We start from the raw sequence: 13,351 nt of genomic DNA on the forward strand, positions 1-13,351 counted from the left end.
AAAGAGAGGGTTAATGTGAAGATACAGAGGCCAAACCTTGGAGTAACTGCACAAAGAGAGGGTTAATGTGAAGATACGGAGTCCAAACCTTGGAGTAACTGCACAAAGAGAGGGTTAATGTGAAGATACTAAGGCCAAACCTGGGAGTAACTACACGAAGAGAAGGTTAATGTGAAGATACGGAGTCCAAACCTGGGAGTAACTGCACAAAGAGAGGGTTAATGTGAAGATACAGAGGCCAAACCTTGGAGTAACTGCACAAAGAGAGGGTTAATGTGAAGATACAGAGTCCAAACCTTGGAGTAACTGCACAAAGAGAGGGTTAATGTGAAGATACAGAGGCCAAACCTTGGAGTAACTGCACAAAGAGAGGGTTAATGTGAAGATACAGAGGCCAAACCTTGGAGTAACTGCACAAAGAGAGGGTTAATGTGAAGATACAGAGGCCAAACCTTGGAGTATCTACACAAAGAGAGGGTTAATGTGAAGATACGGAGGCCAAACCTTGGAGTAACTGCACAAAGAGAGGGTTAATGTGAAGATACAGAGGCCAAACCTTGGAGTAACTGCACAAAGGCCACTCTTCATGGATAGCGACGACTTCTTAACATGTTGATACGTTTACAACTAGTCCTCTCCAAATATATAAGTAGGGTTTCAATCTTTAAATGGTGGCTTTTCATTCATAAACGGTTTTGAGAATTCACACACTTTGCCGTAGCCCCGCCACTTTTTAGGAAAGAGCTCGCAAGAGCTTTCCTAAAAAGATTCAGCACACCGCACACACAGCCACCACTAACCAAAAAAATGTGTAGTATTCCATTAGGATTAGTATCTAAAATCCAAATGTTTTTGAATCGTTAATGTTTGCATTAGCGATTGCGAGTTTACTGCTTGCTGTGCTGTCATTTAACCAAAAAAATAATCCACCCTTGAGTTAGACGGCTCTCGGTGGATTATTTATACTAATCTGCTGACCGCCTTAATTATGGAAGTCATTTATTGCTAGACTGTTGGTGCTCTAACACTAGCAGTCTTTATTAATGTATGTACACTAATTGAAGTATACATGAAGTGGAACCTTATGGCAATGGATTTAATGTATCGGGAACATTTTTCGTTATTCTAACGGATTAAATATAACAACTTCATTAGCAACTCGTCCTGATGAAAAGGGAAGCGTGTATGTGTTTGACCGTGGCTACCTCGATTATGAGAATTGATCGAACGACCGATGACGGTTACCCTTTTCTCTCAAGATAGGGTAATAACGTTGTGGTTCGCAAGGTAGCAGCCTTTTCTTTCCCTGAACAGACCGAGGTTTTATCTGATGAGATCGTCTTTCTTGGCATGACACATAATCGGACAAAAAATGTCTTCCGTCTTCCCAAAGTGCTTGATACAAAAGGGATGAGCTTCATCTCGTCACGAATCGTTTTGATCTGAATGCGAATGAAATTTCTGAGATGTACAAATCACTTTGCGCACTCGAACTTCTCATTAAATGGCTGAAACAGCACATCAATATCAAGAAGTTCTATGGCCAAAGTGGCTTGCGGTAGGATTCGGTGATTTGGCTTCGGAAAATCACTTGGAAACCGTCTCTTAAGAAGGTACTTGCCGTTGTTACTTTTGTTTAGATGTAAAATAATTTTCAAATGGACGAAGCCGCCTTTAGTTCTGGTCTTCCTTTTTTTGCTTTTAAAAAATGTGTGTGCCTTGTTAACTGAATGTGTCAATGTTTCTTAAACGATACTAAATGCACTTGTTAAAGGAATAAAATAGTAGAATGAGTATTATAAATAAAGAATATTTCATAATCTTCAAAAGAGAGTAGGTTTGACCTTTTGGATACTTCATTCCTTTTTTGTCAATTTCTACAGAAAAAAATATGATTTTCTTCACTTCCTTCACCCCCTTAAGGAACAATAATTTATAATTTGTTTATAACTATTCTGTGTCTCAAGAATTAATTCTTTTTAATTGAAAATGAATATATGAATATTTTGAAATTGTTGACATGATTTCTAGATACGGTTAAAATAAGATTATCATCTCACAGCAACGGAATTGATGTTGATATGATAAGGTTGCCTGATTGGCAACTGTGGCGTTGGGGATCGCCTGCTTACTACACTCGTAGTAAGTCTCCCCACTTAAAATAATTGAGTCAGCCCCAGTGATCGACAGGTTCGAGAGTTGGGGCTTTTTATTATATATAAAATAGGTGAAAGGTTGTGGGTTATTTGGATTACAGGATTGGCCTTGATATTGGGACAAATTCAATTGGGTGGTCGATAATTGAACTGACGACTGTCCAATCAAAGTTAGACGGAAAATACCGACTAAAAGCAGTTGGCCTTATTGATGCTGGAGTGAGAATGTTTGACCGTGCGGAAGTGCCGAAAACAGGAGCTTCACTAGCATTACCTAGAAGATTAGCTCGTTCTTCGAGGAGAAGATTGACCAGGAGATCTGCCCGAAAGAAAGCAATTAGAAACCTCCTAGTAAAAGAGGATATTTTAAATCAAATAGAGTTAGATCATTTATATCGAACTAGTGAATTAGTAGACATTTGGCAGATTCGTGTCGAAGGTTTGGAAAGAAGATTAGGTCGGCAAGAGTGGGCACGCCTTTTAATACATTTAGGACAAAAGAGAGGGTATCGTTCGACTAGGAAGGCTGAAGAAGGTGCGGATACAGAAGGACGTGCTGTTCTTAGTAGTATTAAAGAAAATCAAGAAACACTCAAACAATATCGAACGGTCGGTGAAATGTGGGCAACAGACGATAAATTTAAAGGAAGAGTAAGAAATTCTACAAATGAATTTATTTTTAATGTCAGCCGTGACAATTTAGAAGAAGAGATTCGATTTTTATTTCAGCAACAGCGCGAGTTAGGCTCTATGTACGCGAGTAAGTTATTAGAAGAATCATATATGGAGGTTTGGGGGCACCAATTACCTTTTGCAAGTGGAGAAAGTATCTTGAAAAACGTCGGTACATGTAGTTTGTATGAGAAGGAGAAAAGGGCCGCTAAAGCTACTTATACATTCCAATATTTCATGGCTTTAGACAAGTTAAATAATGTGCGTATTTTACCAAGTATGAGGACTTTAAGTGAGGAAGAACGAGGATTAGCTTTAAAAGCAATGTTTGAACGGGATAAGTTACCTAAAAACCCACCCAAATTTACATACAGTCATTTAAGAAAAGCGATTAAATTAGAAGAAGATGAGACGTTTCAAACAATCTCTTATGATGTAGAAAAAACGCTAGCAACAAATGAGTCGGCTGTATTTGTGAATCTAGCTGCTTATTACCAAATTAAGAAGGTTTGTGATGAGCATAATGAGAATTACGACTATGTTGATTATAATACGATTGGGCATGCATTAACGGTTTATAAAACAGATGAGGATATTAATAAGTACTTAGCTAGTAAAAATAATATCGCAAAACGAGTGTACGCGAATGATTTTATTGACTCAGTCTTAAAGCATTCTTATACGACGTTTGGTCATTTGAGTTTAAAGGCATTAAGTCGGATTATTCCTCTCATGGAAGAAGGAGAAGTGTTCGCAAAAGCGAAAGAGAAAGCAGGTTTTAAGGAAGAGTCTTACCTAGAAATTAAGAGTAAGCTCTTGACTAACATACCAGACGCTATTAAAAATCCAGTTGTCATGCGTTCCCTAACACAAGCGAGAAAAGTGATAAATGCAATCATTAAAAGAATGGGCGAACAGCCGGCTTCGATTCAAATTGAACTAGCGCGTGAGCTTTCTAAAGACGTGTCGGAGCGGAAGAAAATAACAAATGGGTTTGCAGAAAATAGAAGTCGAAATCAGTTCGCCATAAAGACGTTAGAGGAAAATCATATAACGAATATTAGAGGGCAAGATATTGTTAAATTTAAACTATGGCAAGAACAGGGCGGAAGATGTGCCTATTCCCTCAAACCGATAAAATTAGAAGAATTAATTTCTTTTCTCAAAAAAGAACGCAGATATGAACATAATCTAGACGTCGATCATATTATTCCATATTCCAAGACATTTGACGATTCGTATACGAATAAAGTGCTTGTGTTTAGTGATGAGAATCGAAAGAAAGGGGATCAAATCCCTGCTGAATACTTGGGGATTGGAACGAAAAGGTGGGAAAAGTATAAAGAGTTCGTCATTACGTCCAAGTTCCCGGCTAGTAAGAAGAAGCGATTGTTAAAAGAGCAGTTAGTAGAGCGGGAAGAATTATTTATGAAAGAGCGACACTTAAATGATACACGTTATGCGAGCCGTTATTTTATGAACTTTTTACGGGAAAACTTACTGCGCAAAGAAACTGTTCTTCATGAAACGCAATGGGTGACTGCTGTTGCAGGTAGAGTGACTTCCCACATTAGAAAACGGTTAGGTTTTGGAAAAGACCGTGAAGAAACACATCTCCACCATGCATTAGATGCAATTATTGTTGCTTGTACTGACAAATGGATGATTGACTGTGTAACTAATTACTACAAAAGTCGAGAGGGAGGGAGTATTAAAAGAAAAGAAATTCGTTTTCCTTCTCCTTGGAACGGTTTTTGGCATGATGTGCAAACGAAACTCGCCCAATTGCCACAACCAGAAGTAATTAATGAAAGTATAAGCAAAGGAAATCCCGATGCTGTTGATTATATGTTGGTATCAAGAATGCCGAGGAAATCGATTACGGGAGCCGCTCATAAAGAAACGATATCCAAATGGGGTGGCTATGATGACAAAGGAAAAGCCTTACTTGTTAAAAAAGTAGCATTAAGTGAGTTGAAGTTTAAAAATGATGACTTTCCGATGTATAACAAAGAAACCGACCCACTCTTGTATGAGGCGATCAAGAACCGATATGTGGAATCTGGAAGGGATGTAAAAAGGGCGTTTGCAACCCCCCTTTATAAGCCAAGTAAATCGGGTAAGCGAAATGAAGTGAAGCGTGTTAAAGTCATTGCTGAAAAGAAGGCGATGGTAAGGGAAGTAAATGGGGGTATCGCTGAGAACGGGGGCCTTGTAAGGAGCGATATATTCTTAAAGGAAAAGAAGTATGTGATGGTGCCGGTTTATACATTTGATACGATCAAACAACAATTACCCAATAAGTATGTCGTATCAGGACGAGGTTATGAGCAGTGGCCAGAATTGACGGCAGAACATGTTTTTCAATTTAGTGTTTATCCGTATGAGTTAGTGCATGTAGGAACGAATAAAGGTGACAACAGTTTCTATTATTTTGCTTCTTTAAATATATCTAGTAATGTTTTGAAATTCTCAGAGTGTAACAGACCTACTAAGGATTATATAGAGATAGGTTTAAACTCAATCATTCTATTAGAGAAGTATGAAATCGATGTTTTAGGAAGAATTACTGGACAAAGTAAAAAAGGGATAAGACAGTCATTCAAAAATAATAAATCCCAAATGAAGGAATAAAAAGAAACACCTCAAACTGTTAGTGCTAGTTAACAATTTGGGGTGTTTTTCTTTGAACATTTTTGTTTAATTCTACCAACGCATGTCTATACTGATAGTGTTAATAAATAAGAGAGGTGTATGAGAGATGACCTGGAGACATATCTTCATTACAAAACCTAGTAAACTATCGGTGAAAAACAGTCAGTTTGTTATAAAGCAAGAAAATGAAGTAAGTATTCCATTTCAAGACATCGCTTCAATTACCTTAGAAAATGAAGTCGTAACTTTAACACAAAGTGTTCTCGCAGCTTGTGCGCAACATCGAATTAGTTTGATTGGATGTGATCAAAAGAAGATGCCTGTTGGAATATTTACTGCCTTCCATCAGCATTCTAGGCAATTAACCGTTTTAACGATGCAACAGTCTTTAAGTAAACCATTGAAAAAGAGAATATGGCAAACGATCGTGAAGCAAAAAATAAGTAATCAAGCGGATTGTTTAATAGAGTTAGGGAAAGATGGAGCAAGGAAACTTCAATCGCTCGCAAATCAAGTAGAGTCAGGTGACAAATCTAATAGAGAAGCATACGCTGCCAGAGTTTATTTCTTAGAGTTATTTGGAGATGAATTTACGAGGCGTTCAAGTGATGAAAGAAATAAAATATTGAATTACGGATATTCAATTATGAGAAGTGCCGTAGCTCGTTCCTTGGTCGCTTATGGGTTTACACCATCACTGGGCATTTATCATGATAGTCAGACGAATGCTTTTAATTTAGCGGATGACTTTATGGAAGTGCTTCGACCCGTTGTGGATCGGTATGTCGTAAGTTTAACTGAGTTGTCATGGACGGTACAAACACGTGCAAATTTAGTCAATTTATTAAATACAACTGTGGCACTTAATGGGGCAAAGTATGATTGTTCAGCTGCTGTTGATGAAATGATTAAAAGTTTTGTCGCTGTTTGTAGACAGCAGGATGTAACGTACTTAAAGCTCCCAACTTTATCGGATATGTCAGAATCAGCGGATTTAGTCATATGAGGCAATATATGCGAATATTATTATTCTTTGATCTACCAACAAAAACAGCAAAAAATAAAAAGGATTACGTGAAGTTCCGAAGGTTCTTGCTAAATGATGGTTATGATATGTTGCAGTGGTCGGTTTACAGCAGGATTTGCAATAATCCAGAAATGGTCACAAAGCGAGTGAGCCAATTACAGAAGCATTTACCACCTAAAGGTTCTGTTAGAGCATTATCAGTCACAGAAAAACAATATGCAAATATGAAAATGATGCTAGGGGAACAAACGACAAACGAAAAAAATATTAAAGTAAATCAACTGACTCTTTTTTGAATGACATATTAAAAAAGTGGAAAAGCTAATACGTTCGTATAAAAGTTAAGCGAATAGGGCAGACTAATAGTAGTGAGAAGCAAGTGAATGGTTTTTTGAAAAAGAATAAGAAGTGTATAGAAAAAACAATAAATAATTATATTTTTTATGCATCAAAAAAGCCCAATCACTTGATATATTGGGCCTTTTTGAATCTGTATCATATCACAGCAACGGAATAGATGGAGATATGACTGCCCCTACTCCTACAATTCCAATCATTCTATCATATCACAGCAACGGAATAGATGGAGATATGACAAACTGTGGTATAATACCACTAACCTATTTATCATATCACAGCAACGGAATAGATGGAGATATGACATGGCCGCTTTTATTAGCTTTGTGCAATTTATCATATCACAGCAACGGAATAGATGGAGATATGACGTCGAGTCGGGGGGAGAAGGGGAAGGTCAGATCATATCACAGCAACGGAATAGATGGAGATATGACTAAGTCGATAAGCGTTAGGATAGTGTCATCATCATATCACAGCAACGGAATAGATGGAGATATGACTAGATGAAGGGAATTGGACATATTCTCATTATCATATCACAGCAACGGAATAGATGGAGATATGACAGCACTACCGTGAGTCTATCGCCTATTATTATCATATCACAGCAACGGAATAGATGGAGATATGACCGCGAATGGGACGGCGATATGACTGCGAAGATCATATCACAGCAACGGAATAGATGGAGATATGACCTGAGTTTAAATCATCATTTTGCAAAGTAAATCATATCACAGCAACGGAATAGATGGAGATATGACGAGCATTCGATAGAGTTTCATTCTACTGAGATCATATCACAGCAACGGAATAGATGGAGATATGACTGAAACCATAAAACCTAAGTTTAGGTCTTGATCATATCACAGCAACGGAATAGATGGAGATATGACGATATAATCGTTAGATACATAAGGCACTTGATCATATCACAGCAACGGAATAGATGGAGATATGACTACAGTAACAAGACCAAACCGATCATTTGAATCATATCACAGCAACGGAATAGATGGAGATATGACTTAGATGCTGGGGGTGAAGGTGGAGGCTTTATCATATCACAGCAACGGAATAGATGGAGATATGACCTAAGAGGGCAACTGATTCAGATGCCTCGAATCATATCACAGCAACGGAATAGATGGAGATATGACTGTATGCCAGTATATTAAAATGATGGCCATATCATATCACAGCAACGGAATAGATGGAGATATGACAACTGAGGGAGCGACTCGCCAACAGCAAGATCATTTCACAGCAACGGAATGGATGGAGATATGACCCTCTGTGGATGGCTACGGACCACGGTTTAATCATATCACAGCAACGGAATGGATGGAGATATGACTATCTCTGCTTCTGTCGCCCGAAAAGTCTTATCATATCACAGCAACGGAATGGATGGAGATATGACCCTACGGAGACGACCAGAGAAATGGAATTGATCATATCACAGCAACGGAATAGATGTAGATATGACAGTTCGGGGCAGATGGTGATTTTGGGGCTGATCATATCACAGCAACGGAATAGATGGAGATATGACGACGTCCGTATCATGGCATTACACAGTTGAATCATATCACAGCAACGGAATGGATGGAGATATGACAACAAGTGCATCTTTTATTAATGTACATATATCTTATTATAGTATATGAGTGATGAAGATATGACTTTTGTCAGTATTATTGAGAAAGATTGATGGAGTAAGTGAACGAGTGCAATATGATTATTCGTTTTTTTAGAAGCTATTTTCTTTAAAATTAATTTCTGATAGCTTTTATGCTGACATTTGAAAATCTACTTCTATTCGTTTTTAAATTTTTAAAATTCCATTATATAAGGATTCTTCTAAGGTAATGAAAATTTCCTCACTTGCTTCCTTTTCTAAAGGGTTAAATATAATATAAAACTTGAAGGGTTAAAGTTAGAAAGAGTGACTGGTTATAGGACAGTCTCAGTGGAGACCTCTTATAACACAAATTATATACTATTTTCCTAGAAGTTATAGTCTCTTTGTATATAACATAGAAGTTTAATAATTATATGAGAGCTTTGTTAGTCACGTAAAAACAATATGCATAAATGAAATGATACTTGGGAAAACAAACAAAAAAATATAAAAGTAAATCAACTGACTCTTTTTTGAATGACATATTAAAAAAGTGGAAAAGCTAATACGTTCGTATAAAAGTTAAGCGAATAGGGCAGACTAATAGTAGTGAGAAGCAAGTGAATGGTTTTTTGAAAAAGAATAAGAAGTGTATAGAAAAAACAATAAATAATTATTTTTTTTATGCATCAAAAAAGCCCAATCACTTGATATATTGGGCTTTTTTGAAAGTGTATCATATCACAGCAACGGAATGGATGGAGATATGACTTCTAGAGGAATAAATATAGGACAATATTTATCATATCACAGCAACGGAATGGATGGAGATATGACGCCACCAGATGATTATCCTTATCCGATCGAATCATATCACAGCAACGGAATGGATGGAGATATGACCGAATTACTTAGAATCTTTTTAGGAGTTGACATCATATCACAGCAACGGAATGGATGGAGATATGACATATGCTTCTTAGTTCATTTTCAGTTTTCTATCATATCACAGCAACGGAATGGATGGAGATATGACACCGTGTGATATGGGATAATGTCTCTTCGCATCATATCACAGCAACGGAATGGATGGAGATATGACATCGGCTATCAAGGTAAACAAATTAATTTAATCATATCACAGCAACGGAATGGATGGAGATATGACTAGTTCATTGAGTTTAAATACTAGTTTCTTATCATATCACAGCAACGGAATGGATGGAGATATGACTATTATAAAGCAATTAGCAGGAAGAGTAAGATCATATCACAGCAACGGAATGGATGGAGATATGACAGACGGCGATGTGGATTAATAAGTTAATGTATCATATCACAGCAACGGAATGGATGGAGATATGACACTTGACGAACAGGAACTTGTAGAAATTGAATCATATCACAGCAACGGAATGGATGGAGATATGACCTCTCTGTTTCAAATGGTGGGTCAACGATTATCATATCACAGCAACGGAATGGATGGAGATATGACTGGTACTGGGGGGACGTTGTACACATACAAATCATATCACAGCAACGGAATGGATGGAGATATGACACTTGACGAACAGGAACTTGTAGAAATTGAATCATATCACAGCAACGGAATGGATGGAGATATGACATTTCAACGCGATACTCTCCTCGGTCAGTTATCATATCACAGCAACGGAATGGATGGAGATATGACCTTCCGTTGAGACCACATCCCATCACATCATCTTTTCATTTGTCTAGTAATAAAACAACTTCACTAGCAACTCGTCCTGGTGGGGATGACATTTCTTCATTTCCTTCCCAAATGACCCGTACACGATCTTCGACTTTTACGTGCTCTAGATTTCTGGCAGCGAGAGAATAATAGGCAATTTCATGGTCTGAATTTTGGTCAGCTAGTTCTAATAATTGCCTTGATGTGGATGATTTTGCTTCTTCTGATGAAATATGTGACATGACAAGTATTCTCTGCGTTGTTTCGGTTTCAGTGTTGCTTTTTTCTATAATAATTCCGACATGTGTATAATGGTCATCTTTAATCGTGAGTATGTCAACTTTTTCAGCACTACGTTGTGGTGGTGCGGAGTCTTCTTGGGAGTGGCCATCCCAGTGGACTTGAACGTAATCTCCAACTTTTAAATTTTTTACTTTTTCTTTTGAAAGATTGTACAAAGAACTATCGTAGTGGTAGGAAAGCTCATAAATCTCCTCCTGTGTGAAAGTCTCAATATCCTCCATTAAAATATTTGAGATAACAAGAATTTGATAACGAGATTCTGATTTAATGATTGATGCGATAAGCCCTTCATGAATGGCTCCATCTGAGTTATCGGCCTGTTGCGCATCTTCATCAGAGGTTGAGCAGCTTGTCATGATTAAAAGAGTTAATAACAGAATCAAATATCTCATTATATACGCTCCTTCTAATCGTTTATGAATTTTTTAATATCCAAGATAGCTTGAATATGCATGCCTTCATGAAAAATGGTGCGACTTAAAACTTGCTCAATCGTAAACATACCCATTTCGACTGGTGGGTATTCTGTTTCTAAATGTTCGCCGTATGTCTTATGGATGGTTGCTATTTGTGACTGGAGTAATTCAGTGATCTCGTTAAATGATGGGGTTTCTTCCGTGAAATTCTCTGGTGTAGTGCCAAAGCCGAACCATTTGTTCAGTGATTGGATCTCTGGTTTTTGTTCTTTGGTTAAGGTATGAATCCATAAAAATTGGTCTAAATAAATATGGCCGAGATTCCAGTGGATGTTGTTTCGGAATCCATTGGGGATAAGGGCTGCTTGTTCTTCGGTAATGTCGTTGACTAAATAAAGTAAATATCCGCGGTAATCGTTTAGTTGATTGAGTAAGATTTCATGTCTTGGTTTCATTGTTGACCTCCTGTATTAAATACGTTTTTTATTAAAGTTACTTGGATGGTGCTCATTTCTCGAGATAATTTGGCCTTTCTGTCTTTGTTTATGGTCCGTTTTTGAAAATCGAAATGACCTCACAGACGAATGAATTCGTCTGAAGGTTCATTTCGATTTTCAAAACTTCACGCAGGCGCGTGAAGTAGCCAAGCGAGCTTGGCTAACGGTCCAAAAACACTTGTATGTTAGATACTAATCCTGCTGGGTTACGACTCTCTCATTTTTGGGTGGTGGCTATTTGAGCGGTGCACTGAACCTTTTTGGGGCAGCTCTTTCGAACTTCCCTAAGAAGTGGCGGGGTTACGGCAAAGTGTGAGAATCCTCAAAGCCGTTATTGAATGAAAAGCCACCAGTTAATGGCTTTATAAGATTAGTGATGAGAGTTGCTTACACTTAATTTCTAATGATTGATAGTCATTGGTTTTAGTGCCTATTCGATGAATCTTGAAGAATCGTTCTGTTTCTTTTAGTACCGTTAGTAGGAACTCATTTTTAGGTAAAAGAAAGTGTTCATGTTTTTTTTCTTCGTAAAATGATTCGTAGGTAATCTGAAAGGTGACTTCATTTTTATCAAGAGTGAGTTCATACTGTTGAAACATAAACCCGTTTTTTACATGACCGGTTTGAATAAGTTGGTAGATTAAGTCAGTAAAGAAAAGCCAAAAATTATTTAAGGTATCAGTGTCATGATGGTCATTGATAATGACCGTATCTCCTGATTTTATTAATACATAGCCATAATATACATCTGTATGGGTAGTGAGATGTTGATAAATCCGATGTCTTTGTTGTTAATCTTTTGAAGATGTATAAATAGGTGGTGGGTTAATGGTATTCATATCGTCATTAACATTATAAAATGTTTCCACTGTTATCACAAAATACGCTCCCTTCAATCGTAATGAAACGATTAGTTCGGGTAATCCGTTTCATTAGTGGAATATTCTTATTATTTATCTTATTATGCGTATGTCGATAGAGCAAGCAAATACCGTACGCAAGCAGATTTTTATCAAAATCATATTTGAGGAGTGGATTTATATATGAAGAAAATTTTCTCGTCATTCTCATCATTTTTGTTATGGGCCTTATTTTAATGATGACCGGTTCAAAAATTATTACTTCAAAACCAAATTGGAATATGTAGAATACGAGACGGATGAGGTTGTGATTAGTTGGAGACAAGAAGATGATATCTCTGAAATAAGGAAAATTGTATCAACGGTGAATCGAGGAGTGGAGATTAGGGGAGCGATAGATTCGGAACCGTCTTATTACTTACGTATCCAAGAGAATAGTAGCTTAGCATATATCGTTTATGTAGGGGTAAGTAAGGAAAGCGATGGATATGGAGCGTTGATCGTTCATGAAGACGATACCTCAATCGGTTACCAACTAAATACTAATCGAACAGAAGCGTTAAGAGAAATCTTATTTCAGGGAGACTAATATTTATAGCCATGACTTCTCTATTATTATGGTAATATAAAGAAGAACTTGACAATAAGAGGAAAATGTTGGATGGTATACACTAAATATTATGATGAAGCTCGTGGTATTTACACGACTTCAGTGTGAAATTATAGGAAATGCACATTACGCACCAGATTCATTCCGCTACTTGCAAAGATGTAAGTACAGCACTTGGCTCTTTGACACTTTAACAGGTGGCTTTTAAATTAATTTGGCTTTGTATGGAAAGTATACGAACCAAAGAGCCTGCATGAAAAAGGCGGAGCGTGAGCAACGCCTTGACATGTCGATGAAGGAAGATGGTCGACATGATCTTGGGCCAAAAAGGACGAGAACATGTCGATGAAGGCGGTTGGTCGACATGATCTTGGACAAAAAAGGACGAGAACATGTCGATGAAGGCGGTTGGTCGACATGATCTTGGACAAAAAAGGACGAGAACATGTCGATG

The 13,351-nt window shown here is 37.4% G+C and carries 6 protein-coding genes, 1 pseudogene and 2 CRISPR repeat arrays; of the genes and pseudogenes, 5 read left to right on the forward strand and 2 right to left on the reverse strand.

All coding sequences use genetic code 11. The features are described from left to right. Positions 1-1,166: 1,166 nt before the first annotated feature. The 4 genes and pseudogenes from PQ479_RS15580 to cas2 all read left to right on the forward strand — a co-directional run. A pseudogene (locus tag PQ479_RS15580) lies at positions 1,167-1,550 on the forward strand (transposase); the annotation flags it as partial. Between the two features lie 696 nt (positions 1,551-2,246). Next, positions 2,247-5,462, forward strand: a complete 3,216-nt coding sequence (cas9, locus tag PQ479_RS15585) for a type II CRISPR RNA-guided endonuclease Cas9 (RefSeq protein ID WP_047987603.1) — start codon at positions 2,247-2,249, stop codon at positions 5,460-5,462. A gap of 127 nt (positions 5,463-5,589) precedes the next feature. After that, positions 5,590-6,489: a type II CRISPR-associated endonuclease Cas1 gene (gene cas1, locus PQ479_RS15590; RefSeq protein ID WP_047987421.1), complete on the forward strand. Its 900-nt coding sequence runs from the start codon at positions 5,590-5,592 to the stop codon at positions 6,487-6,489. A gap of 8 nt (positions 6,490-6,497) precedes the next feature. After that, positions 6,498-6,806, forward strand: coding sequence for a CRISPR-associated endonuclease Cas2 (cas2, locus tag PQ479_RS15595; RefSeq protein ID WP_047987422.1), 309 nt, complete (start codon positions 6,498-6,500; stop codon positions 6,804-6,806). A gap of 198 nt (positions 6,807-7,004) precedes the next feature. Further along, positions 7,005-8,492: a CRISPR direct-repeat array (repeat unit 36 nt; unit sequence ATCATATCACAGCAACGGAATGGATGGAGATATGAC). 737 nt (positions 8,493-9,229) lie between these two features. Next, a CRISPR array of direct repeats spans positions 9,230-10,190; the repeat unit is 36 nt; unit sequence ATCATATCACAGCAACGGAATGGATGGAGATATGAC. A 35-nt stretch (positions 10,191-10,225) separates the two neighbouring features. On the opposite strand, the gene PQ479_RS15600 is transcribed toward cas2, so the two are convergent. Together PQ479_RS15600 and PQ479_RS15605 are read right to left on the reverse strand one after the other, a co-directional pair. Further along, positions 10,226-10,906, reverse strand: a complete 681-nt coding sequence (locus tag PQ479_RS15600) for a DUF3221 domain-containing protein (RefSeq protein WP_047987423.1) — start codon at positions 10,904-10,906, stop codon at positions 10,226-10,228. Between the two features lie 14 nt (positions 10,907-10,920). After that, positions 10,921-11,385 (reverse strand): DinB family protein, encoded by a 465-nt coding sequence (locus PQ479_RS15605; protein WP_047987424.1) that lies wholly within the window; start codon positions 11,383-11,385, stop codon positions 10,921-10,923. 1,209 nt (positions 11,386-12,594) lie between these two features. Between PQ479_RS15605 and PQ479_RS15610 the strand changes: the two genes are divergently transcribed. Continuing rightward, a complete protein-coding gene (locus PQ479_RS15610) occupies positions 12,595-12,876 on the forward strand; it encodes a hypothetical protein (RefSeq protein WP_047987425.1) in 282 nt (93 codons plus the stop codon). Positions 12,877-13,351 lie beyond the last annotated feature (475 nt).

The organism is Alkalihalobacillus pseudalcaliphilus, assembly GCF_028610675.1.
Classification (GTDB): domain Bacteria; phylum Bacillota; class Bacilli; order Bacillales; family Bacillaceae_D; genus Alkalihalobacillus; species Alkalihalobacillus pseudalcaliphilus.